Source organism: Chryseobacterium sp. 7 (assembly GCF_003663845.1).
GTDB lineage: Bacteria > Bacteroidota > Bacteroidia > Flavobacteriales > Weeksellaceae > Chryseobacterium.
The window spans coordinates 2,301,105-2,325,072 of the sequence record NZ_RCCA01000001.1 but is presented as its reverse complement, the minus strand read 5'-3'; the positions used below and the strand labels follow the sequence as shown (position 1 = coordinate 2,325,072).

General features: G+C 36.0%; 21 protein-coding genes. 12 read left to right on the top strand and 9 right to left on the bottom strand.

The genetic code is table 11. From position 1 onward, the window contains the following. Window positions 1-134 precede the first annotated feature (134 nt). The 7 genes from CLU97_RS10705 to CLU97_RS10675 all read left to right on the top strand — a co-directional run bounded on the left by CLU97_RS10705 (window position 135) and on the right by CLU97_RS10675 (window position 9,013). Window positions 135-659, top strand: a complete 525-nt coding sequence (locus CLU97_RS10705; protein WP_121487917.1) for a DUF1697 domain-containing protein — start codon at window positions 135-137, stop codon at window positions 657-659. Window positions 660-970: 311 nt separating this feature from the next. Then, window positions 971-1,780, top strand: a complete 810-nt coding sequence (kdsA, locus tag CLU97_RS10700) for a 3-deoxy-8-phosphooctulonate synthase (RefSeq protein ID WP_121487916.1) — start codon at window positions 971-973, stop codon at window positions 1,778-1,780. Between the two features lie 43 nt (window positions 1,781-1,823). Then, entirely contained in the window at window positions 1,824-4,061 is a 2,238-nt protein-coding gene (locus tag CLU97_RS10695; RefSeq protein WP_121487915.1) for a TonB-dependent receptor plug domain-containing protein, read from the top strand. A 130-nt stretch (window positions 4,062-4,191) separates the two neighbouring features. Continuing rightward, on the top strand, window positions 4,192-4,572 hold the full coding sequence (locus tag CLU97_RS10690; protein ID WP_228437642.1) for an HYC_CC_PP family protein: 381 nt from the start codon (window positions 4,192-4,194) through the stop codon (window positions 4,570-4,572). Between the two features lie 121 nt (window positions 4,573-4,693). Then, window positions 4,694-5,167, top strand: coding sequence for a DUF3347 domain-containing protein (locus tag CLU97_RS10685; protein ID WP_121487914.1), 474 nt, complete (start codon window positions 4,694-4,696; stop codon window positions 5,165-5,167). Between the two features lie 104 nt (window positions 5,168-5,271). After that, entirely contained in the window at window positions 5,272-8,169 is a 2,898-nt protein-coding gene (locus CLU97_RS10680) for a multicopper oxidase domain-containing protein (protein ID WP_410493425.1), read from the top strand. Window positions 8,170-8,395: 226 nt separating this feature from the next. After that, window positions 8,396-9,013, top strand: coding sequence for a hypothetical protein (locus tag CLU97_RS10675; protein WP_121487913.1), 618 nt, complete (start codon window positions 8,396-8,398; stop codon window positions 9,011-9,013). 102 nt (window positions 9,014-9,115) lie between these two features. On the opposite strand, the gene CLU97_RS10670 is transcribed toward CLU97_RS10675, so the two are convergent. From CLU97_RS10670 to CLU97_RS10645, 6 genes are all read right to left on the bottom strand, one after another. After that, a complete protein-coding gene (locus CLU97_RS10670; RefSeq protein ID WP_228437638.1) occupies window positions 9,116-10,978 on the bottom strand; it encodes an alpha/beta hydrolase family protein in 1,863 nt (620 codons plus the stop codon). A gap of 221 nt (window positions 10,979-11,199) precedes the next feature. Next, window positions 11,200-12,318, bottom strand: a complete 1,119-nt coding sequence (locus CLU97_RS10665; RefSeq protein ID WP_121487912.1) for an FAD-dependent monooxygenase — start codon at window positions 12,316-12,318, stop codon at window positions 11,200-11,202. Between the two features lie 42 nt (window positions 12,319-12,360). Beyond that, the gene (locus CLU97_RS10660) at window positions 12,361-12,861 is read right to left on the bottom strand and encodes a GNAT family N-acetyltransferase (protein ID WP_121487911.1); all 501 of its coding nucleotides are present in this window, start codon (window positions 12,859-12,861) and stop codon (window positions 12,361-12,363) included. A 15-nt stretch (window positions 12,862-12,876) separates the two neighbouring features. Further along, the gene (locus tag CLU97_RS10655) at window positions 12,877-13,485 is read right to left on the bottom strand and encodes a hypothetical protein (protein WP_121487910.1); all 609 of its coding nucleotides are present in this window, start codon (window positions 13,483-13,485) and stop codon (window positions 12,877-12,879) included. A 234-nt stretch (window positions 13,486-13,719) separates the two neighbouring features. After that, window positions 13,720-14,586 (bottom strand): RNA polymerase sigma factor RpoD/SigA, encoded by an 867-nt coding sequence (locus CLU97_RS10650; protein WP_002979276.1) that lies wholly within the window; start codon window positions 14,584-14,586, stop codon window positions 13,720-13,722. 369 nt (window positions 14,587-14,955) lie between these two features. Next, window positions 14,956-15,747: a S1/P1 nuclease gene (locus tag CLU97_RS10645; protein ID WP_121487909.1), complete on the bottom strand. Its 792-nt coding sequence runs from the start codon at window positions 15,745-15,747 to the stop codon at window positions 14,956-14,958. Between the two features lie 444 nt (window positions 15,748-16,191). Here CLU97_RS10645 and CLU97_RS10640 point away from each other — a divergent pair, with 444 nt between their 5' ends. The 4 genes from CLU97_RS10640 (at window position 16,192) to CLU97_RS10625 (ending at window position 20,530) form a co-directional block, all read left to right on the top strand. Beyond that, window positions 16,192-17,133: a type VI secretion system baseplate subunit TssG gene (locus CLU97_RS10640; protein ID WP_121487908.1), complete on the top strand. Its 942-nt coding sequence runs from the start codon at window positions 16,192-16,194 to the stop codon at window positions 17,131-17,133. 54 nt (window positions 17,134-17,187) lie between these two features. Continuing rightward, entirely contained in the window at window positions 17,188-18,090 is a 903-nt protein-coding gene (locus tag CLU97_RS10635) for a TssN family type VI secretion system protein (protein ID WP_121487907.1), read from the top strand. Window positions 18,091-18,115: 25 nt separating this feature from the next. Beyond that, entirely contained in the window at window positions 18,116-19,255 is a 1,140-nt protein-coding gene (locus CLU97_RS10630; protein WP_121487906.1) for a hypothetical protein, read from the top strand. A gap of 99 nt (window positions 19,256-19,354) precedes the next feature. Then, complete coding sequence (locus CLU97_RS10625) at window positions 19,355-20,530, top strand: aminotransferase class V-fold PLP-dependent enzyme (RefSeq protein ID WP_228437636.1); 1,176 nt, start codon at window positions 19,355-19,357, stop codon at window positions 20,528-20,530. 52 nt (window positions 20,531-20,582) lie between these two features. Here CLU97_RS10625 and blaIND read toward each other — a convergent pair whose 3' ends face one another. Then, a complete protein-coding gene (blaIND, locus tag CLU97_RS10620) occupies window positions 20,583-21,311 on the bottom strand; it encodes an IND family subclass B1 metallo-beta-lactamase (RefSeq protein ID WP_121489708.1) in 729 nt (242 codons plus the stop codon). A gap of 273 nt (window positions 21,312-21,584) precedes the next feature. After that, window positions 21,585-22,238 (bottom strand): metal-dependent transcriptional regulator, encoded by a 654-nt coding sequence (locus tag CLU97_RS10615; RefSeq protein ID WP_121487904.1) that lies wholly within the window; start codon window positions 22,236-22,238, stop codon window positions 21,585-21,587. An 85-nt stretch (window positions 22,239-22,323) separates the two neighbouring features. On the opposite strand from CLU97_RS10615, the gene CLU97_RS10610 reads away from it, so the two are divergent. Beyond that, window positions 22,324-23,352, top strand: coding sequence for a threonine aldolase family protein (locus tag CLU97_RS10610; protein WP_121487903.1), 1,029 nt, complete (start codon window positions 22,324-22,326; stop codon window positions 23,350-23,352). A 50-nt stretch (window positions 23,353-23,402) separates the two neighbouring features. On the opposite strand, the gene CLU97_RS10605 is transcribed toward CLU97_RS10610, so the two are convergent. Next, window positions 23,403-23,906, bottom strand: coding sequence for a hypothetical protein (locus tag CLU97_RS10605; RefSeq protein WP_121487902.1), 504 nt, complete (start codon window positions 23,904-23,906; stop codon window positions 23,403-23,405). Window positions 23,907-23,968 lie beyond the last annotated feature (62 nt).

Here is a 23,968-nt window from a genome sequence, read left to right as displayed (position 1 = left end):
AAATTTACAACCTGAAACCTTCTGGAACAGACTATAATTTGTACATTAGAGTTGATTAAAAGATTTATAATCGCTCTAGTACTCTCAAACTCTAAGGCTCAAAAACTGCAACCTATTACCTAAAACCTAAAAAAATGAAATACTGTGCTTTTCTCCGCGGCGTCAATGTAAAAGGAACCAATATGAAAATGGCTGATGTATGCCAGGTTTTTAAAAATGCCGGAATGAAGGATGTGAGTTCAATTCTGGCTTCAGGAAATATTGTTTTTTCTTCGGATAAAAAGGTAGAGGAGCTGAAAACCATTTTGGAAAAAGCGATGTCGGAACATTTTTCTTACGAAGCCTTTTTGTTTGTAAAATCTCAGGAAGAAACGGAAATTTTCTGGAACAGTATTCCTTTTGATAAGAGTGATGAACTTCATATTTATGCTTTTGTCGGTATTCCGGGAGTGGAAAAAATTCTAATGGAGGAATTTCAAAAAGCAGGTCGGGTAGAAAATGAAAAGGCAGAAATCATTAATAATATATTTTACTGGCAGGTACCGAAAGGAAATACCTTAGATTCAACCTTTGGAAAAGTGCTGGGCAAAAAAAGCCTTAAAGATCAGTTTACCAGCAGAAACGTAAATACGTTTGAGAAGGTTTTAAAGAAATTTTAAATAAATCATTGCAGATGCTTCAACAGCTCAGTATGACATCGCTATAAAATAACATTAATGTAACGCGAATTCTGATGTGTTTGCCATAGAGTTGTTTATACTGGTTATCATAGTTTTCAAATTAATATAACAGATAGTATTAGGGCTGTCATGCTGAGCTTGCCGAAGCATTTATCAATTTAATAATCGGAAATTCAAGAATTCAAAAGACTCAAAAGACTATTTCAATCATAGCCTGTTAAAGCAATCAAATAATTTCCATTTGTGAAACTTTCTAAGTATTTTTACTGAACTTTTTAATTACAACAAAAATGATTCAGTATTTAGATAATATTTCGCACAAAGATTCAAAGAACTTTTTCCTTATTGCCGGACCTTGTATTATTGAAGGGGAAGATATGGCACTTAGAATCGCTGAAAAAGTAATCAGCCTTACAGATAAATATAATATTCCGTATATTTTCAAAGGAAGTTTCAAAAAGGCCAACAGAAGCCGTGTAGATTCTTTCACGACGATTGGTGAAGAGAAATCTCTTGAAATCCTTAAAAAAGTAGGAGAGACGTTCAATATTCCTACCACAACAGATATTCATGAAAATGAACATGCGGCATTGGCAGCACAATATGTAGATGTTCTACAGATTCCGGCATTTCTTGTTCGCCAGACCGATCTATTGGTGGCTGCAGCACAAACAGGAAAGTGTGTGACTTTGAAAAAAGGGCAGTTCCTTTCTCCGGAAGCCATGAAATTTGCCGTTCAGAAAATTACAGATTCTAATAACGAGAAAGTTGCCATTATTGAAAGAGGAAATTCTTTCGGGTATACAGATCTGATTGTAGATTACAGAGGAATTCCTACCATGAGAGAATATGCACCTGTGATTTTGGATGTTACCCACTCTTTACAACAGCCTAATCAAAGCTCAGGAGTTACGGGAGGAAGACCGGACCTTATTGAAACCGTTGCCAAAGCAGGAATTGCAGTAGGAGCAGACGGAATTTTCATAGAAACGCACCCTACACCGGAAACCGCATTGTCTGATGGTGCCAACATGTTAAGATTAGATTTATTAGAAGATTTGTTACAAAAATTGACAAGAATTAGAGAATCAATTTTGTAATTGTTAAAAAAACATTAATTTTAGAAATTCTAAAATATTTCTTTTGAAAAAACTAGTTTTACCGCTAAGCCTTATGGTCCCTGTACTGCTTTTCTCCCAACAAAGGAAAAAAGATACGGCGACCACTAAAGTGACCGATATAGAGGAAGTTGTCTTCCAGAAAAAAGCAACAGGAAGAACCAATGACCTTACCAATGTAAGAATTTCAGCGAAAGAAGCGAAATCAGTAGCTTCTATCAATGGTGGGATTGAAGGATTGCTTAAAACTTTACCTTCCGTAAACTCCAATACCGAGCTGTCTTCACAATATATGGTTCGTGGTGGAAACTATGACGAAAACCTGATCTACATTAATGATATTGAGATCTACAGACCTTTCCTGATCAGAAACTCTCAACAGGAAGGGATGAGTATCATCAACCCGGATATGGTATCCGCAGTGAATTTCTCAGCAGGTGGATTTGAAGCGAAGTATGGTGATAAAATGTCATCAGCTTTAAACATCTATTACCGTGAGCCTGAAAAATTTGAAGTTTCAGGAGAGGCCAGTTTAATTGGAGGAAGGCTTACAACAGGTCTCGCTTCAAAAAATAAAAAATTTACAGCCTTATTTTCCGGAAGATACAGAAATACCAATCTTGTTCTTAATACCTTAAAAGAAGATACAGATTTTAACCCTACGTATTGGGATTTTCAGTCTTATCTGAACTATCATGTAAGTGATAAATTTTCCATGTCATTCATCGGATATTATTCCAAGAATGATTATCAGATGATTCCTAAAGCGAAAAGTGTTACGTTCGGAAGCCTTCAGCAGCCTATTACCGTAAATATCGGCTATGGAGGGCAGGAAAACGACCAGTATAAAAATATGATGGGTACATTCTCCATGAACTATAAGCCTGCAGACAAATGGAAGCTTACCTTGGATGCCTTTGCTTATCAGAACAGAGAAAGAGAATATTATACCATACAGTCAGCGTACGAACTGCAGACTTTTGATCCTGTTACACAACAGCCTGTGACCTCTTTTGATGTGGGGGGACAAATAGAACATGCAAGAAACGATTTATTTGTAAGAACATACGGAACACAGTTCAGAGCCAAATTTTCTCCTAACGTTAATACCGATTTTGAGGTTGGATTCAAATATGAGAAAGAAAACCTGAAAGATCTTACCAATGAATGGAAATTGGTAGATTCGGCAGGGTACAGCCTTCCAAGACCGGAAGTGATTGACCCGAGAACCGGAAATACAGGAGATCTTAAGCTTGCGTACTATATTGCCGGACAAAATAATATTGAGCCGACAAGACTGTCTGCCTATGCTCAGTATTCACAGAAGTTTTATTGGGGAGCAAGTAAAGTATTTGTGAATGCCGGAGTACGTGTTGCGAACTGGAGTTTTAACAAAGAAACTATTTTCTCTCCAAGAGCTCAGTTTGCCATAAAACCAGATTGGGACAGTGATATGTTGTTTAAAATTTCCGGAGGTATCTATTATCAAGCTCCTTTCTATAAAGAAATCAAGGATTTAGATGGTAATTTTAATTCAAATATAAAATCACAGCGTTCTATCCAGGTAATTCTTGCCAATGATTATGAGTTCCAGATGTATGACAGGCCATTTAAACTGACTACGGAACTTTATTATAAGAAAATGGATAATCTGATTCCATACTATATGGATAATGTAAGGATCCGTTACTCCGGGCAGAATAATTCTAAAGGATATGCTTATGGTATTGATACCAGATTATTCGGAGAATTTGTACCGGGTGTAGATTCTTGGTTATCTGCAAGCTATGCCAGAGTTTATGAAAATATTGACGGAAAAGGAGATATTCCGAGACCTACAGACCAAAGGTTAAGGTTTGCCATGTTCTATCAGGATTATATGCCGAGCTTCCCGTCTATGCGTGTAAACCTTACTTTGGTATACGCTATGGGATTACCTACAGGAGCTCCTGTAATGTTCAACAGTAACGGACAGCCTGATTTTAATGCTGCTTACAACTACCAGCAGACACTTCCTTCTTACAAACGAGTAGATTTAGGACTGACGAAAGTATTTATCGATCCAAAAGAAAAAAATAAGAGATCCGGTTTCTGGGGGAATTTTGAAGAACTTACACTAGGTGTTCAGGTTTTCAATGCCTTTAATATCAACAATACGGTTGCGAACCAATGGATTACAGACTATAACAGCAATTATATGTATCCTGTTCCGGTACGTCTTACAGGACGTTTCTTTAACGTGAAACTGGAATTCAGACTATAGAATTGAAATCAAAAAAATACAGTAAAGGCTTTCGAAATTTTCGGAAGCTTTTTATTTACCCGAATTTTATAACAACATTACCAAATTCTATAACAACGGTCTCAGAGATATTTTTAACTTTGTCTTACCAATGAAAAAGATTCTGGCCATATTGTTTTCTGTTTTCTACTTCGGGTTTTCTTCCGGAGCAGCTTTCAGCATTCATTATTGCATGAAAGAATTTGTTTCTGTAAGCCAGAAAGCAGATGATATCTGTGGAAAATGCGGTGTTAAAGACAAAAAAGGATGCTGCAAAACAGAAATCAAAATCGTAAAAGTAGACGATTCCCAGAAGTCTGACTATCTGAATGTTGATTTTTTAAGTGCAGTTTCAGAGATTCCCGTAGAACATCAGTTTGCGGTTATTGACAAGTCTTTTTCTGCAACCAAATTTACCCAGATTCAAATTAATGCACCACCCGAATACAGGCCGGTAGCTATTTACATCAATCATTGTAATTTTAGAATTTAGAATCCGTCAGTCGTTTTTCGGTATAATTTATTTTATACTGTTATAAGCGATACGTTCTGACGCACTTACTGATGCGTTACCTTTATTCTTTATTAAAAATTAATTCTAAAAATTTAAAACAATGAAAAAATATATCATAACAGCAGCTTTATCATTATTCTCAATCGTTTCATTATCAGCACAGTCTAAAAAAGATGCTAAGGTTTCCAAACTGTATCAAAACTATATCGCCATCAAGTCTGCCTTAGCTTCAGATGATGCGGATAAAACATCAAAAGCCGCAACAGAATTCATTAAAACAGCTTCTACGATAGATTATAAAGTAGTTTCAGAAGGAAATCTGAACGTACTAAGAAAAGATGCTTCTGCAATTTCCGATGCAAGAAATGTTGCATCCCAAAGAGAAACTTTTTTAAACCTTTCAGACAATATGATTGCTTTAACCAAGCAGTTTAAGCTTTCTGATCAACCCGTTTATGTTCAGTATTGCCCAATGGCAGACGGAAGCTGGCTGAGCAATGAAAAACAGATCATTAATCCTTACTATGGGAAGTCTATGCTTTCATGCGGAAGTGTAAAGTCGGAGATTAAATAATTGCAGTATTATTCTATAAAATAATAAGTTGTATAGCTTGAGTTCTAATTAACTTTAAGCTATGCAACTTCTAAAAAGTTCGAAATATTATGAAAAAGCTGATAATGTTTCTGGTACTTTTGTTCTCTGTATTTACTTTCGCACAAACTACAAAAACATATTATACCTGTCCGATGCACCCGGAAGTAGTTTCCTCTAAACCTGGAGACTGTCCGAAATGCAAAATGACATTGGTAAAAAAGACGGTGGTTCTACAACCCAAAGCATCAGCTAAACCGGAAGTAAAGCTAATTCCTAAAACAGAGACAAAGACAAAGCCCTCGGAAACAAAAATAAATAAGGGTAAAGTTGAAAAAAGAGAAGCTGTTAAAATCATCGATAAGACAAAAGAAGCTGATAAAACGAAGATAGTGAGGTCTTATAATAAACTGGATATAAAAGCAGCAACGCCAGTTGAAGCTAAGGTTTTAACTCAATCTCAATCCAGATCTCAATCTATTTATACCTGTCCGATGCATCCTGAAGTAATTTCAGATAAGCCGGGAAAATGCCCTAAATGTGGGTTGGAATTGGTAGAAAAAGAAATTGATTCTGCTATAAATACGGAAAATCCAAAAGAAGAACGATCTGTTTTAAAACGGAATTCTGAAAACGGGAGAGTTACTTTTGGCGGAAAAACAGTTCGCTATGATCTGTATGTAAAAGATACCATTGTTAATTTCACAGGAAAAAACAGAAGAGCAATTGCGGTCAATGGTAGGCTTCAGGCTCCAACGTTATATTTTACAGAAGGAGACACCGCTGAAATGTATGTAAAAGATACCATTGTTAATTTCACAGGAAAAAACAGAAGAGCAATTGCGGTCAATGGTAGGCTTCAGGCTCCAACGTTATATTTTACAGAAGGAGACACCGCTGAAATTTATCTGCACAATATGCTTAAAGAAAATACAGGGTTGCACTGGCATGGAGTAATTCTTCCCAATGAGCAGGATGGGGTTCCTTATCTTACGACAAAACCTGTAAAGCCGGGAGAGACACATTTATACAAATTCAGAATTTCCCAAAACGGAACCTATTGGTATCATTCTCATGAAGCGCTCCAGGAACAGATAGGGATGAATGGTATTTTGGTATTCAAAAAAAGAGAAGGCGAACCCCAAACACAATATAATGCTGAAATCCCGGTATTATTAGGAGATTGGAGTGATGATGACCCTATGCAGATTGCAAGAAGGCTTCATATGGCCAATACAGATTGGTATGCTGTAAAGAAAAATGCAGTGCAAAGTTATTGGGAAGCCATTAAATCCGGAAACTTAGGAACAAAAGCTTTGAATGAATGGAAAAGGATGGAAGCCATGGATGTAAGTGATGTTTACTACGATAAATTTTTAATCAATGGTACTCCAAGTTCAGATTATTCTAATTTAAAAGCGGGTGACAAAGTACGATTGAGAGTTGCTAACGGAGGTTCTTCTACCTATTTTTGGCTGAATTATGGAGGAGGAAAAATAAAAGTAGTCGGAAATGACGGAAATGATGTGGTTCCCATTGAAGTTGACCGCCTGATTGTAGGAGTTTCTGAAACCTATGATATTGAAGTTACTATTCCTGAGAATAAAAGTTTTGAATTCAGAGCGACTTCTGAAGATAGAATAGGACATGCTTCGCTTTGGCTGGGTTCAGGAGAGAAGGTGGAAGCTCCCAATCTTCCAAGGCTGATGCTTTTTGAAGGGATGAAAATGATGAACGGCATGATGGAGATGAGCGGAAATATGAAACCAATGAACATGACGATGGGAAATCAGATGATGGATATGAACGAAGTGATGTACCCGGAACTTTCTGAAAATCAAAGAAAAACTACTGCAAAGCACATCAGTGAGATGATGGGAGTGAAAACCAAAGAAGATCATTCTCAACACTCCGGAATGGATATGAAGGACGAGAAAACAATCAAAAGACTGTCTTACAATATTTTAAAGTCTCCTGAGAAAACCATTTTTCCTTCAGACAGCATTCGTGAAATGAAATTTACCTTAGAGGGAAATATGAGTCATTATCTCTGGACGCTGGACAACAAAACGGTGACGGAGAACGATAAAATAATGATTAAAAAAGGAGAGATTCTCAGGATCAAGCTATACAATAATTCTATGATGCGCCATCCGATGCACCTTCACGGTCATGACTTCAGACTCATCAATTCAAAAGGAGAGTATTCTCCTCTGAAAAATGTAGTAGATATCATGCCAATGGAAACCGTGACGATAGAATTTGCGGCCAATCAGGATGGAGACTGGTTTTTCCACTGTCATATTTTATACCATATGATGGCGGGAATGGGAAGAATCTTCAGCTATGAAAATTCAAAACCTAATCCACAGCTTCCCAATAGAAAACTGGCCTGGAAAAACTTTATTCAGGATAATAAAATGACCAGTTCTATGGCCATGCTGGATGTAGCAAGCAATAAAATTCATGCTGAAACGATGACAATGTTCGGACCGAGATGGGCTAACCTGAATGAATTTCATTCTAACTGGAATTTCGATCATTTTGAAGGAAGTGCAAAAGTAGGTCGCTTTTTAGGAAAATTTCAATGGGCGCTTCCTTATGCAGGGTTCAGGGTTCAGAAAAACCATGAAATCATGGAGAGACAGATGGCAGAAGATATGGGAATGGATTTTCATGGGAAGAAGACCTGGTTCGGACAGCAGAAAGCTTCAAAAAACAGATTGGTATTCATGGTAGGGATGCAGTATGTATTGCCTATGCTGATTACAGCTGATGCAAGTGTAGACCAGAACGGAAAAGTATTATTAGAGCTAAGCCGTGAAGACATTCCACTTTCCAGAAGGCTGAGAGGAAACTTCAGTGTCAATTCAGATGGAGAGTTTTCTACAGGTCTCCGGTACATTGTTCAAAAATGGTTATCCCTTTCCGGAAACTATGATAATGAAATGGGCTGGGGTGCAGGTGTTACTCTAACGTATTAATTAAAACTAAATTGTATAAAAAGCGCCTCATTCATGAGGCGCTTTTGCTATAGCCATCTTAGTATCTATTGAATATTTTATGATCATTGAGTAATCATCATTATTTAAAATAAATCTTTTTTGCGAATTATTATGTGTTGATTATCAGTGTAATATTTATTTCATAAAAGTTTATGAGATTGTTTTTTTTTGTATTTTTGTGAAAACTTTTAAATACAAATAAAAAATGAAAAAGCAATTTTTAATATGTTCTTTGGTGATTTCATCATTGGCATATTCCCAAGTAGGGATAAATACTTCTGTTCCCACAAATACTCTAGATGTTAATGGTACTGCAAGAGTCAGAACTGTTAATCAAGGGGTAGGTACAGCTGAAATATATCCTCTGTATGTAGATAATACGGGTGTTGTTGTTAAATCCTCAACTTCACCAACTAATGGAGGTATAAGATCAAATACTGTCAACGTAGCAAGTGGTGGCACCGGAACATTGCTTGGAAGTATATCCAATGGTGTTTACAAGGCTCTCATTGTAACGGGTAATGGTTGTGCACTTTCTGCTTCAGCAGAATTTCTTATTAATATCAGCTCATTTAATAATTATTATGGTCTTAATGGCCAGGGAGGATTTGTTACTCTTGATACGAATAATCGACCAACTTTTACGCAGACAGTTGCTACTGCTATTGGGGTAACCTGGTCAGGTGTGCCAGGGTGCGCAGATGGAAGTAATGCTACATCTTTTAATTATACGTTGACAATGCCTGCTGCCGCTACAATAAATGTAGTAAACAATTCAAACGTGGCAAGAAATTATACCATAACACTTACAAGAGTAAATTAATAAATACTGATAAGAAAAATTACGATCTAAATAAATAAGCAGAGCCTGATTTTCAGGCTCTGCTTATTTATTTATTTATTTATTTTATTGAGACAGGAAGTTTTATTTGGAAGCTCCTGCGGTCTTTTCACTTTTTGCAGGAGTATAAGTTACTTTTGAAATATCAACAGTCATTTCTTTCAGACGTTTGGCTACATTTTCCGGCATTTCTTTCTGATATCTTCCCCCGATTACTTCAGAAAGAAATTTCTCTGTTTCAGCATACATCGCCATGCTGTTAATCGGTTTACGGAATCCATGACCTTCATCATCCGCTAAAATATAATTAACCTTTTTACCTTTATCACGAAGTGCAATGACAATCTGATCTGCCTCAGCCTGTTTTACTCTTGGGTCGTTTGCTCCCTGAACAATCAGTAAAGGTTTATTAATTTTATCCACACTGAATAAAGGGCTGGCATCATGCATGCGCTTTTTACCTTCTTCAGTTCTTGGGTCACCTACCATCCCATACAGAAAGGCACGTCCGGATTCCCAGTAAGCAGGCACAGAATCCAATAGGGTAAACAGGTTACTAGGGCCCACAATGTCTACTCCGGCAGCATATATATCTGGTGTAAATGCCAAACCTGCCAGCGTTGCATATCCTCCATAGCTTCCTCCCATAATGGCTACTTTGTTTTTATCCGCAATTCCTTGATCAATAAGGTATTTTACACCCCAGGTAATATCATCCTGCATCAGTTTTCCCCATTGAAGATCTCCGCCATTCAGGAATTTTTTTCCATATCCGCCGCTTGATCGGAAATTAGGCTGCAAGACAGCATATCCCCTGTTCGCTAAGAACTGTACAGCAGAGTTATACCCCCAGTAATCTCTCGGACCTTTAGGGCCTCCATGTACAAAGACAACTACAGGAACATTTTTTCCTGTTGATCCTACAGGCAGTGTTAAATAAGCTGGAATTTCAAGCCCGTCACTGCTTTTGTAGCTGATAGGTGTCATAGCTGCAAGATACTTTTCAACTTTCTTTAACTCTGCTCTTGGAGTGTACTGGAAGATCAACTCCTTTGTTTTAGCATCAAAGAAATACGCCTCAGAAGCATATTTATCTCCTCCTACAGAAACCAAAAACTTAGAATAATCATTAGTAGAGCTTGCAAAACCAACTTCTCTTCCAGGAAATTTGCTTTGCAGGAACTTGTAATTAGCTTCCCAAGCTTTATCTTTCCAGTAATATTCGGTTTTATCTCCTGTGTAGGAGGTGTAGATCATTTTTCTGGTATTTCTGTCAAGAAACAATCCTCCGAAATCTACCTTATCTTTAGGGTCGCTTTCTATTTTTGTGATCTGCTTGGTTTTCGGATCCATCAGGAATAGGGTAGACTTGTCAAGATCTCCTTTATTGGTTACCAGATAAAATTTAGAATTATCCTCATTCCAGTTAGAGATATAAGCATTTTCTGTTACCAGTGTTTCATAAATTGGGGTAAGATTATCACCTTCTTTATAAAAGAACTGCGTAGTCCCTTTATCATCTGTTTTGGAAAGAACTCTTAATTTTTCATCCCAGTCAAAATCATAGCTTGTGATACGGTCTTTATTTTCATAAATTTTTTTCATCTCACCCGTAGAAATTTTCAGTGAGTATAAATCATGCCAAGATTTATCACGGTTATTTAAGCCAACCATCAACAAATCAGGATCTTTTCTGCTTGCCAGATAAATCTGAGCTGTTACTTCTTTAAGAGGAGTGATATTTCGGGATTCCGGAACACCTTTTGTTACTTTTGCCATAGGATCTACTGCAAAAATATTCATGTTTTCATCACCATTATTATCTTTTATATACAGAATATATTTTCCGTCCTCTGTCCAGAAATAACCATTTAACGGGCGTTTGCTATTGGTTAGCGGGCGTGCTTTATCGAAGGGTTCATCAATTTTTTTTACCCAGATATTCATGATTCCTTCATATTCTTTTGTAAAAGAAATCCATTTTCCGTCCGGACTCAGCTGTCCTCCGGCAATCTCCGGGTTACCAAAAATAAACCTCTGTCCAGTATCGGGACCTCCTGTGCTCGTACTGTATGAACTCCTATGAGCAGAAGCAGTACATAAAATATTTTTTTCATGTTTTTGATTTTAGTTGTTATTAATAGATCGGATATAATTTTTTTGAATTTTTACATTTCCAGTTCTATAATTCTTTTTGCCATTTTCTGATTCACACTTTCCGGAATAAGTCCCATCAGAAAATTACGGATTGAGTTCCCTTTTTCCCATTGAGAAACCTTTCCGATGTTGCGGCTTGTATTCACGATATAATCTACTTTTTTCCTTCTGATATTCTGAAACTTTTCGAAGACAGCATTGAAGTCCTGATGATTTTCCAGCAGCTTACCCATGATATAAGCATCTTCAATGGCCTGGCAGGCACCTTGTCCCATATTGGGAGTTGTGGCGTGGGCAGCATCTCCAATCAGACAAAGGTTTTCAGAATACCACTGAGGAATAGGAGCAAGGTCGGAAATAGTATTGCAGATGATATTTTCACTGGCAGTGGCTTCAATAATTTCTACAGGCAAAGAATTAAAATCCCTAAAGATCTCTGCAATCTCTAAATGCTTTCCAAAATTTTTTTCATTGATACAGGCATACCAGTACACTTTTTTGTCTGAAATTTTTACAAATCCGAAACGTTTTCCTTTTCCCCACATTTCAAAAGCTTCCTGATGATGTTTTTCCGGCAGATCAAAATCTACCAGGCCACGCCAGCATTTCTGCCCGGAATTCCGTATGGTTCCGGTTTTTAAAATCTGATTGCGGATAGGAGATTTTATACCGTCTGCACCAAAAACAATGGCACTTTCTACCTGGTTTCCATTCTCAAAATCTAAAATATAGTTCTCTTCTTTTCTTATTTTTTGTAGTGAATGGTTTAATTGTATTGAATCCTGATTTAAATTTTCAGCCAAAATTCTCTGAAGTTCAGCCCGGTGAATTGCAACATTACAGGAATTATACTGTTTTTCCAGTTCCAGGATTTCTGTTTTTGAAATAGGGCGCATAGATTCATCAGAGATAATAATCCTATGAATTTTATTACCTGCATTTTCAATCTTTTCTTTTAAACCCAAACCGTCGAAAACCTGCATTGCATTTACGGCCATCATAATTCCGGCGCCTACAGGTTTTATTTCAGGAGCAGATTCATAGATCGTAAAATCATAGTGATGCTGTTTCAGTACATTTCCGAGGGTAAGTCCCCCAATTCCGGCTCCGATGATTGAAATAGTATCCATGCGCATTGATTTTTGTTGAATGTAAGATCACTTTTACTTATTCTATAAAGATAAAATATAGCTCTCTGATACTTTCTTAAAGCCATATCTGCTGAAGAAATTGTGAGCACCGTGATTATTGACGCCACTTTCCAGCAAAATAAAACTGATATTCCAGCTTTTAGATTCATGAATAGCTTTTTCCAAAAGAGTACTTCCAAGAGACTGGCCTCTCACAGATTGATCCAGGAGCATATCCTCCAGAATTGCATATTTTTTGAAAGGACTGTTGATCACATTGAAAACCATCATTCCTACAATGTCTCCATTTTCATTTTCTGCAATCAGAATATTTAGCTTGGAATTGCCGTCAGAATTAAAATCAGTAATAAGCTGCTCTGTAAGGATTACTTCAAGATCCGGATTCCAGTGGTGAGAATCGATAGCTCTTCCAGACATCATTTCACCATGAGAAATATAGGAATCTGTTTTATGGGTTATAAAAAAGTCTACGAGCTCTTTGATGCGGGCTTTATCAGTAAGCCATTTAGTGGTATATTTCATGAGGTGTAATGGTGTTTATTTTATTTTTTTCAATTCTTCCAGCAATTTATTCTGTTTATTAATACATTGATTAAGGCTGTCAGTTTTCAGAGGATGGGCATTCTGATACTTTTCAATTTCAGGAAGCGTTTTTCTGATTTTGAACACGATATATTCATTATAAAGAGCCGCCTTGTTTGATTTTATTTTGCTGATGAGGTCTCTAATGTTTTGAGTTTTTACATCATATTTTTCAGAACTTTCCTTGATCTCTTTTTCAATCTGTTTTTTGGAAATAGAGTCTGTTATTGAATTTGACAATGCAGTGGCATCATTATAATATGTTTCTGATTTTCCAAGAATGTCATCATATTCTGAAAGCACAGTATCAGTTTCCTTATGAATATTTTCTATTCTGATGTCAAGCTCCTGTAAAGCTTTGTCATTTTTGATAAGCTCCTGATAGATTTCATTGACAAGGTTTCCACTGCGTGAAGAGTAATCAGTATTTTTTTTAATAGAGTTGGAAACTGAAGACTCAGCATTGTCGACCGCATTTTCTACAGTTGGTGCTTGCCGGGGGTTATTTTCTCTGCAGGAAAGTATGGATAATGCAAGGGCAGAGGCTAACAGTATTTTTTTCATAGTATGTTTTGTTTGATTTGATAATCAGTAGTATATCACGGCAACTAAAATTAATCAATTCAATTTTATCACGGATGATACAGGATATGATTTTAATTAGTTGAACAAACTTTGAAAAATGTTACAGAAGTTTATCAAAAATAGAATGTAAACCAGAATAAATGTTTCTGATTAGATTACAATAAAAAACGGAGCCTGAAAACAGACTCCGTTATAAAATTTTTAACGCTAAAATTATTTACCCAGATAAGATTTAAGAATCTTGCTTCTGGTATTGTGTTTTAGTCTCTTAATTGCTTTTTCTTTGATCTGACGAACTCTCTCTCTTGTAAGATCGAAAGTTTCACCAATTTCCTCTAAAGTCATTGGGTGTTTTCCGTTCAGTCCGAAGTATAATCTTACCAAATCTGCCTCTCTCGGAGTTAAAGTATTCAATGCTCTTTCAATCTCAATTTGTAGAGATTCCAGCATCAGATCTTTATCAGGACTTGGAGATTCTCCTGAACGTAATACATCATAAAGATTAGAATCTTCACCTTCTACTAAAGGAGCATCCATAGACAGGTGTCTTCCGGAGTTTTTCATAGATTCTTTGATATCTTCCTCGCTCATGTCAAGAACTTCAGCCAATTCTTCCGGAGAAGGTGGTCTTTCATTTTCCTGCTCAAGGTGAGCGTATGCTTTATTGATTTTGTTGATAGATCCAATTTTGTTCAACGGTAGTCTTACAATTCTTGACTGTTCAGCCAATGCCTGTAAGATTGATTGACGGATCCACCATACTGCATAAGAGATAAATTTGAAACCTCTAGTTTCATCGTACCTTTTTGCCGCTTTCATTAATCCTAAGTTACCTTCATTAATCAAATCGGGTAAAGAAAGACCTTGATTTTGGTATTGCTTAGATACGGATACTACGAAACGAAGATTGGCCTTGATTAATTTCTCCAGTGCGGCTCTGTCGCCTGCACGTATTCTTTGTGCCAATTCTACTTCCTCGTCCGCAGTGATCAGTTCCACTTTACCAATTTCCTGCAAATACTTGTCTAATGAAGCAGTTTCCCTGTTGGTAACCTGCTTAGTGATTTTTAATTGTCTCATTTATTTTTCCTCAAAAAAGAGTTACTATAATATATACGTATGAAAAGGTAAAAAGGTTACACACAATTTAATATTTTTTGCACAATGTATAACGTAAAATGTATTCATGTATTTTTAAATAGATTTAATAGATTGATATTGAGTTATTTATATTCATTTTCGTTTAAAAAATAAAACATAAACCAACAATCAAAAAAACTAATATTTATTTGAAAATCCTGTATATTCCCTAATCCCTAATCCCTAATCCCTAATCCCTAATCCCTAATCCCTAAACTTTAAACAAAAAAAAACGAAACCGAAGTCCCGTTTTTATAACTAAGAGTTATATTTTAAATTGTCTCAGGTTAAACAACCTGTAATCTGTATTTAAAAAAGCTCATTTAAAATTTTTGCCAGTCTTAATCCTCCGTACAGCAATTGTCTTTCCATAGTATCATTGAATTTGTACTGGTAATCAAAAGATAATTTAGAATCATTAGGAGTCTGTGCATAAATCTTGTTGGCAATTTTATGAGAATCATACAGCCAGTCCTCCAGTGTTCCGGATTGAATCTGGGCTACTTCTTCTTTAGATTTGATATCCAAAAGCTTAGAATATTCTGTATAGCTGTATTTTTGAGAGTCTACTAATTTTCCGTCCCAAACAGAGTGTAAATTGGTTTTTTCCCCGAAATAGGTAACATTGATTTTGTTTCCGCCCAAATCTTCCGCTCTTCCTACGTGTAATGGCTGAGCAAGATCTCCCATGATATGAATAAGGAAGATTAAAGCAATTTTTCTGTCTTTTTCAGAAGTGTTTTTATCTTTAATCTGGCTGGAGAGGGTGTTTACCTGAGTGTAAAGGCTTGGTCCTGCCTGTGCTTTTAGGTTTTGCTCAAAAGCTTTAAAATCCGTCATTGGATCAATGTTTACATAATGCCATGATGAAGCCTGCTTCCACGCACCTGTAGTATCCGATTTGATGAAATCCGGCCAATTGGCCCAATAAGCCAGACGTTCTTTTCCCATCATTTTTTTTATCTCTCTTCTTGCTTTGCGGGAAAGATGGTTTTCTGCAATCTCTGCAATAACTCTGTGCCCCGTTAATCCCCACGCATAAGAATAAAGTGAAGAGGCCATGAATGCTAAAATCAGAATTTTAGAATAAATACTTTTCATTTTAAATAACAATTTTCAGTCTGCAAAGATACGCTCCGCTTTCGGAATGAGCATGCATTATCCCAATTTTATTCTATAAGATGATGTTAATAAAATTTAATCTAAATAAATGTTCTATAATGTGAGGTTTGAAAAGAAGAGAACATAAAGGGATAAAAATCTCTTCATATAATATGTAAAAGCTAAAGTAAAGCCTTAATCACAACCTTGAACATTAAACCTTTAACCTTGAATCCCGGACTCTAAACCATTGATTCTGAATCATTAGTTTTAAATTAAAAAAAACAAGCAAACTTTCTATTTACCGTATTTTCACGGAATTTGCAGAAAATTATTCCTATTAATGTCAATAAATTATTATTTTTAGGATAAAATTGTTGTAAAAATATTTTTTCAAACTTATGAGATATATTATCTTTACAAGTCATAATCAGAGGAAACACTATGTATGAGAATAATATTGTAGATATGCATTACAATAAGCTGCAGACAGACTTTAAGGCTGAAGCTGTGGCTGTTAACCTATTGAAATACCACCGTGCGGTAAGCAATATCTTCATAGAGCGTGTGGGAGTGAATGACCGTGCTTATCTTAAGGATATTAAAAGCATTTCGAGCAGTTATTTAGGATTTGACGAAGAAGTATTTACCATAGAGAGTTACAGGGAAGGTATTTATGATTACCTTCCGGAAGGTCTGTTCCATCCGCCGTCTCTTGGGGCTTCCAGAAAGAATGTAGATAGTGTGGTAAGGGAAATCCGGAAACAGAAGAGGGTAGAAGATGATGCCCGTAAGTTTTTCCGTCCTTTTGAGCTTGAAGTATTTTTTACGGAGATCAGTGCTTTGCTTAAGGAATCAGAATTTGATATTACCAGCAATACAGATTCTTTACTGGAAACGGTAAGTGAGCTTTGGCCCATGATTAAAATGCTGGATAAGCAGAGTGCTTATATCTTTATGCATATTTTACCGTTTTTCCATCAGATCAGAGGAGATAAGCGATGGTTTGAAAGATGTATGACGGCTTTTCTTCAGGTACCGGTAAACATTACTTTTTCACCCAATATTATAGATGAGATTGAGAAAAATAATAATTCTATGCTGTTGGGGAATTCGAGATTAGGGGTAACTTATATTCCAAGTGGTCCACATATGGACGGGCAGAGAAACTGGGTGGTAAATATTGGCCCGATTCCTTACGCAGATATGAAAAAATATATTCCGGGAAGTCCGTTTAGAAATGTACTTGAGGCACTGTATGATTATTTTCTTCCGGTAACGGTGGATGTAGAAGAGAATTTTGTCACAGAAAAGGAAGAATATTCATTCAGTCTTGAGGATGATGAACGAAATGCCAGCCGCCTTGGATACTCTACCTTCCTCTAAATTATTTTATTATATTTACAATTACCAACAAAGTATAAATTCGAAAAGAAACAAATGGAAATTTCTTCAGTAAAAGGTATTTTTTTAAGGTATATCTTAATGCCTTTAATCGCAATTATTATGATGGTTATACTGGGTGTAATCAGGAGAAATAAACCTGCGATCAAAATTAAAGTAATTATTATATACGTGCTTCTGTGCAGTTTGTGCCTGGCTATTCCGGGAGTTTTCGGATTTGCAGGAAATCTTTTTAATCCGTACTGGTATCTTATCGCGCAGGTTATTTACCTTATTTTGGGGATCATTCATGTGAATTTACTGCACAAATATTTCAAAAAGCACATAGAATCTCTTTCCATGAGCATTTTGTTTGAATCTATACTTTCTTTAACGTGTATTGCTTTGGGAGGATATCTTTTCACTTTGATCTTCAACTTGATGAGTAAAGGAACGGGATATGCTGTGATGGCTGCTACAAGTATGCTGATCTTTGTGGTTCCGATGGTATTTTACTACTGCTATATTCAGTTTATCAGTATTCCTTTTGATATTTATAAAACATGGAGGTATTCACCGGAGCAGAAGCTGCCAGATTTTGAAGGGGCAGATTTTGACAGATTAATGGTATTGAATGTTGAACTAAGTAAAAAATTAGAAGATACCAACCGTTTCAGAATTAAAGCCAAAACACTTCCCACGGGAGTTACTTTCGGAGATTGGTTCTACAGAGTGGTAGATGATTACAACCACAAAAATCCGGGTTCTATTATCCATCTTTCAGACGAAGGAAATGAACCTTACTACTGGATCTTTTACACCAAAAAATCGTTTTTCAGTTTTAGAAAATATATAGATTTCGACCACGACATTTCTACAAACAGCATTTCTGAAAATGAAGTGGTAATTTGTAAGAGAGTTATTCAGCATGAAGAGGAGGGAGTCGCCAAAAAACAATAACACAAAAATCTAAAAAGTATTAAACATGATACAGCCTATTAAACATTTTGCAATCAATTGGGTGGATGGGATGAAGGTTTCCCAGAGACACCTTAATGATCAGGATAATTTCTTAATTGACACCATCAGAGATTCCAATTCACTTGGAATTACTACATATAACTACGGACTTTTGCCTATTTCCAATGAATTTACAGACCGTACTATTTTTGATGTTCACAATACGGCAACTAATGATGTACAGCTTGTAATCAAGCGTTGTAGTGCGGTTACCATGGCTGGATACCGTATTGAGCTTACAGACAGAAGAATCAGTGTGAAGTCTTTAGCAAAATCTATGAACGAGGAGCAGGCAGATGGAGAGTATTATATTCTGATCTCTGTAAATCCTTTTGATAAAGTACCGTTTGGAGATATTGATCCTGAAGAAATTCCGCCACGCCATCCAAGTGCACAGCCGAATCACCACATTGAACTGCTTCCTGTAACTTCATTGAACAGCAGCTATTCGGGAGGTAATTATCTTATCATCGGAAAAGTAGATTTAAAAGGAAATATTGCTCAGGTGGATTCCAATTTTATTCCGCCTTGTACTTCTGTACAGAGTCATCCGGCTTTGGTGGAGTATTACAGCAGCTATGCGAAATCCATAGGAAATCTTCAGCAGTATGCTTTTAAAATTATTCAGAAAGCTTCTCACAAAAATCAGAATACTGCGCTGGCACAAAATGTTAAGTTCCTGTGTACTACCATGGTTAATACTTTTGGGGATATGTATTTCCAGTTTAGAAATATTACTCCATGGCAGCCCCCTGTATTTTTGATTGAATCTTTTGCGAGACTGGCACTTCATTTATATAATTCAACTCAGCTATTAGTTCCTGCCGAATTGGAAGAAATGCTGAATTACAGCTTAGAATGGAGTGAAATAGCTCCTCATACTTTGCTGAACCAGCTTTCTATTGTTGCAGAAACAAATTATGATCATCATAATTGTGGTGAACCTTTGCTTTATATTCAACAGATGTTGAGAAGCCTTGAAATTATTTTCTCCAAATTGAGCGAGCTTGATTATATCGGTCAGAGAAAAGAAAATATCATTGTTAATGAGCAGGAAGTTTCTACCAACACGAATCCAAAAAGAGGTTGGAGTGTTTTAGATTAAAATCACTATTAAAAATACAGTCCCGGATGAAAATTCGGGATTTTTTATGAATGTATTTAGATAAAAATAAAGGTAAATTTGTTGTAAGGATTGATAAAAATGAATTTAGAGATTATAAGACAGGAAACACCGGGATGTTCGGATAAGATATTTTTAAACAGCGCAGGGGCTTCATTAATGCCAAAATCCGTTGTAGAGACAACAGTTAAGTTTTTATATGAAGAACAGGAGTTTGGAGGATACGCAGCGGCAATAAGAAACTCAGAGCAGGTCAATCGGTTTTATGAAGAGGCTGCAAAATTGATTCATGCAAAACCTTCGAATATTGCATTTGCAGGCAGTTCTACAGATGGCTATGCCAAAGCTTTGTCCAGTATTTCTTTTAAAGAAGGAGATTGTATCATCACTACCAATGACGATTATATATCCAATCAGATTGCTTTTATTTCTTTGCAGAAAAGATATAAGATTGAAATTATACGGGTTGCCAATCTCCCTGATAATGAGTTGGATCTTGAAGACTTTGAAAATTTAATTAAAAAGCATAACCCAAAGTTAATTGCTATTACTCATATTCCTACCAATTCCGGGTTGATTCAGAATGTAGAAGGAGTAGGAAAGCTTTGCAGGCAATACGATGTACTGTACCTTGTAGATGCTTGTCAGTCAGTAGGTCAGATTGTAGTGGATGTTGAAAGATTGAATTGTGATTTTCTGACAGCAACCGGAAGAAAATTTATGCGCGGACCAAGAGGAACTGGATTTCTATTTGTTTCAGATAAGGCGTTAAACCAGAACATGTATCCCTTATTTTTAGATAGTTTTGGAGCAAAATGGACTTCTTTTGATGATTTTCAGCTCATTGATACAGCCAAAAGATTTGAACTTTTTGAAAGACCTTATGCCGCTTTATTCGGTTTTACAGAAGCTTTACAATATGCCAATGCAATAGGGATAGAAAAAATTGAAAGTTATAACCGAACATTGGCAGATACTTTAAGAAATAATCTGCAGAATAGTGGTTTCCGAATTTTGGATAAAGGAAATAGATTAAGCAGTATTATTACCTTTTGCCAGGAAGATGGAGGAGTTGAAAAAATTCATAAAATATTGAGTGAAAATAATGTGTTTTTTAAAGAGAATCATAAAACGGATGCGTTAATTGATTTTACGTTTAAAAATGTAGATCACGCCATCAGATTATCACCTCATTATTTCAATACATTGGAAGAAATTGAAACGGTTTCACAGCTTTTAGAAAATATCAACCATTAAAATGATAAGTTTTAAAGTTTCGGGCTCTGGCATTCGCCAGAGCCCGAAACTTTTATTTTTTGTTCAAAAGTTCCAGTGTATGTTCTACATGTCCGCCCCCTTTCCATTCATCATGACCTGGAATAACCAGGGAGGCTTTTGAATATTTTGATTTTAGTTTTGCCATAGTCTGCGGCCATTGGGCAACGTTAGCTTCTCCAGTGTATCCCAGATTCTCCGCAGTTCTACTTTTTACAAGACATCCGCCGTCTAATATATTGTATTTTGGGAACCATACCACTACATTATCTACCGTGTGTCCTTCACCAAGAAAATCAACTATAAATTTCTCGCCGCCAATTCGGTATGTTTTTCCTGTTTCTATAATTTCTGTAGAAGTAGCTTTTCCATCTTTCTTTAACAGCTCATTGGTTTTTGCAGTTGCATACGTTTTGATTCCTTTGTTATTATAAAAACTTAAATCTCCGGCTCTGTCTTCGTGAGAATGAGTTGCAAATACCGCTATAACAGGGAGATGGTGGCGTTTTTGAATCGTATCCAGTAAGCTTTGGTATTGTGTTTTCTGCCATGGAACATCAAATAAAACAACTCCTTTTTTGGTCACCAGATACACTGCATTGGTAGAATATTCTTTTCCACCGAATATCCCGAAAGTTTTATAAATATAGAAATTAGGTTTAATTTGTGGTTCAATCACAAAATCTCTAACCTGAGTAGTCTGGGCATTTGTAAATGGACTTAATAACATCGACATAATAAAAAACGGAATGCTTTTCTTCATCATTTTTAGTAATAATTAAATTATAGGTTAGTATTTGTCAGAAAGACAAAATCTGTAGAAAGTTTTGCAAACCTAATTAAAAATAAATTTTCGGGTATTTGAAAAAATGGAGTTTAACCGTTTTTTAACAGTTATGATAGAGTTTAAATTTAACAATAAATATATTCTTTTTGAACCATTCAGATGGTAAGAGTATTAAGATAAGCTTAAACTATTTAAATAGAAACCTCGCAGTTTCGAAAGCCTGTGAGGTTTATTGGAGATTCTCTAAGATTATTTCTTAACCAATATTTTCTCCGTCGCTTTTTTGCTTAAAATTTCCGTTTTACCATCAATTTCTATAGCCATTGATTTATCAAAACTTTCCACTTTTAAGACTTTTACTTTGGTATTAAGAAGGAGTTTTCTGTCATTTAAATAAGTAAGGAATGCATCATCAGAAAGAGTGACAGAGGCAAAAGTTACATCTTCACCAGGTTCACAATTGCTTAGTTTTTGCAGATCTTGTGAGATGATGTTTCCGTCTTTATCAGGAATAGGCTCTCCGTGAGGATCAAATTTAGGATGATCCAGAATTTCGTCCATTTTATCAAAAAAGATTTGAGAATGTACGTGTTCCAGCTGTTCTGCAATCTCATGAACATTTTCCCAGCCAAAATTCATTTTTTTGACCAAAAACATTTCGGTAAGCCGATGTTTACGAACTACAAGCGCAGCTTCACGTCTTCCGTTTTCTGTAACGATTAAGGGTTTATAAGTTTCGTAGATGACCCATTTTTTCTCGGCAAATTTCTTCATCATATTATTGACACTCGGCATTTTTACATTCAAAAATTTACTGAGCTCATTAATCGTAACCTTACCTTCATTGTCAACTAAATGAAACAAAGCTTTCAGGTAATTCTCTTCTGTTAGGGTTGTTTTCAAAATGTTAGATGATTTTCAGCACAAATCTAACAAAATAAAATGAAAAGTTGGCTCTTGTTATTTTAACTTTTTTTACTTTTACTCTATGAAATTTTCATTCAAAAACGATTATTCTGAAGGCTGCCACCCCAATATTTTACAGGCACTTTTGCAGCATAATCTTGTACAGCAGGCTGGCTATGGAGAAGATGAGTATTCATTAAAAGCGAAAGCATTAATCAAAGAAAAAATTAACAATCAGAATTCTGAAGTTTTTTTAGTCTCGGGAGGAACGCAGGCTAACTTAATTGTTATTTCTGCGATCTTAAAACCTTATCAGTGTGTCATTTCTGCCGCACCCGGACATATTCTGAATAATGAAACCGGAGCTATTGAAGCCACAGGTCATAAAGTATTAAGCATTGAAACTGCAGACGGGAAAATAAAACCGTCAGATATTATCCCGATTTTAGAAGGACATAGTAACGTGCCACATCAGGTGATGCCTAAGCTGGTGTATATCTCCAATTCTACAGAACTGGGAACAATTTATCGGGCAAAAGAACTGGAAGAACTTTCAGCATTTTGTAAGGAAAATAAATTATACCTTTTCATGGATGGAGCAAGGCTGGGACACGGTCTGACGGCTGAAATCAGTGATCTTACCCTGGAAAAAGTCGCGGCTCTTACCGATGTTTTTTATCTTGGAGGAACCAAAAACGGAGCTTTAATAGGAGAGGCTATAGTGATTAATAATCCTGTTCTTCAGGAAGATTTTGCTTTTAATATTAAACAGAAAGGAGCATTACTGGCAAAAGGAAGGCTGCTGGGAATCCAGTTTATGGAACTGATGAAAGACAATCTGTATTTTGATTTGGCAAAGCATGCTAACCAGCAGGCCATGAAAATTAAAAATGCATTACAGAAAAAAGGAGCTGTATTTCTTTCAGATACTTATACCAACCAGATTTTTCCTATTTTAAACAATGATTTGATTGAAGTATTATCTGAAAACTTTGAATTTTATGTCTGGAAGAAAATAGATGAAAATTCTTCTGCCATTCGTCTTATTACATCATGGAGTACGGATGATGACGCTGTGAACCGTTTTATTGAACTGATTGAACAGAATTAACATAAAAAAACAGCCTCGAAAAAAGGCTGTTTTTTATTTCTATAATTGAATTATTTTTTCAAAGCTTCACTTACTACTTTACAGTCAGCAGGATTTAGCTTTTGTCCGTCTTTATAGCTTACTTTTTTATCATCAGCATATTTAGACTGTCCGTCTTCATCTTTATGATCACCAATCCCTTCTGTCAAGGCATTATCTTTTTGAAGGAAGTAGATATCTCTTTTGCTCTTTTTCCCTTCAGAAGTAAATTCGTAAGTCAGTTTCAGGGTATCTCCGGATTTGAAACCGGTAACATCTCCTTTTGAACTGTCTTTTTCGCTGTTTTTATAAGATAATTTTCCGGTGATTGTCCCCAAATTGTCATCAATAGAAGCAAAAACACTGTCTTTACCAGTTACCCCGATATAACAGAACGATTTTGGCCCAAGAGTATCTATTACGGGTTCTTCAACAGCAATCGTATCTGCTTTTGGAGCTGGAGCCGGAGCTTCAGTTTTTTTATTACAGTTGATTAAAAAAGCTGAAACAGTGCCCAGTAAGATTAATTTTCTCATATCCTTAATTGTTAAAATCAAATTTCGTATTCCAAAAATAGCAATAGTATTTATATATGAAA

What these genes read in the sequence shown, in the direction of transcription:
- CLU97_RS10705 (WP_121487917.1), top strand. Translation starts at nt 135, where the DNA reads ATGAAATACTGTGCTTTTCTCCGCGGCGTCAATGTAAAAGGAACCAAT.
- kdsA (WP_121487916.1), top strand. Translation starts at nt 971, where the DNA reads ATGATTCAGTATTTAGATAATATTTCGCACAAAGATTCAAAGAACTTT.
- CLU97_RS10690 (WP_228437642.1), top strand. Translation starts at nt 4,192, where the DNA reads ATGAAAAAGATTCTGGCCATATTGTTTTCTGTTTTCTACTTCGGGTTT.
- CLU97_RS10685 (WP_121487914.1), top strand. Translation starts at nt 4,694, where the DNA reads ATGAAAAAATATATCATAACAGCAGCTTTATCATTATTCTCAATCGTT.
- CLU97_RS10680 (WP_410493425.1), top strand. Translation starts at nt 5,272, where the DNA reads ATGTTTCTGGTACTTTTGTTCTCTGTATTTACTTTCGCACAAACTACA.
- CLU97_RS10675 (WP_121487913.1), top strand. Translation starts at nt 8,396, where the DNA reads ATGAAAAAGCAATTTTTAATATGTTCTTTGGTGATTTCATCATTGGCA.
- CLU97_RS10670 (WP_228437638.1), bottom strand. Translation starts at nt 10,978, where the DNA reads ATGAATATCTGGGTAAAAAAAATTGATGAACCCTTCGATAAAGCACGC.
- CLU97_RS10665 (WP_121487912.1), bottom strand. Translation starts at nt 12,318, where the DNA reads ATGGATACTATTTCAATCATCGGAGCCGGAATTGGGGGACTTACCCTC.
- CLU97_RS10660 (WP_121487911.1), bottom strand. Translation starts at nt 12,861, where the DNA reads ATGAAATATACCACTAAATGGCTTACTGATAAAGCCCGCATCAAAGAG.
- CLU97_RS10655 (WP_121487910.1), bottom strand. Translation starts at nt 13,485, where the DNA reads ATGAAAAAAATACTGTTAGCCTCTGCCCTTGCATTATCCATACTTTCC.
- CLU97_RS10650 (WP_002979276.1), bottom strand. Translation starts at nt 14,586, where the DNA reads ATGAGACAATTAAAAATCACTAAGCAGGTTACCAACAGGGAAACTGCT.
- CLU97_RS10645 (WP_121487909.1), bottom strand. Translation starts at nt 15,747, where the DNA reads ATGAAAAGTATTTATTCTAAAATTCTGATTTTAGCATTCATGGCCTCT.
- CLU97_RS10640 (WP_121487908.1), top strand. Translation starts at nt 16,192, where the DNA reads ATGTATGAGAATAATATTGTAGATATGCATTACAATAAGCTGCAGACA.
- CLU97_RS10635 (WP_121487907.1), top strand. Translation starts at nt 17,188, where the DNA reads ATGGAAATTTCTTCAGTAAAAGGTATTTTTTTAAGGTATATCTTAATG.
- CLU97_RS10630 (WP_121487906.1), top strand. Translation starts at nt 18,116, where the DNA reads ATGATACAGCCTATTAAACATTTTGCAATCAATTGGGTGGATGGGATG.
- CLU97_RS10625 (WP_228437636.1), top strand. Translation starts at nt 19,355, where the DNA reads ATGAATTTAGAGATTATAAGACAGGAAACACCGGGATGTTCGGATAAG.
- blaIND (WP_121489708.1), bottom strand. Translation starts at nt 21,311, where the DNA reads ATGAAGAAAAGCATTCCGTTTTTTATTATGTCGATGTTATTAAGTCCA.
- CLU97_RS10610 (WP_121487903.1), top strand. Translation starts at nt 22,324, where the DNA reads ATGAAATTTTCATTCAAAAACGATTATTCTGAAGGCTGCCACCCCAAT.
- CLU97_RS10605 (WP_121487902.1), bottom strand. Translation starts at nt 23,906, where the DNA reads ATGAGAAAATTAATCTTACTGGGCACTGTTTCAGCTTTTTTAATCAAC.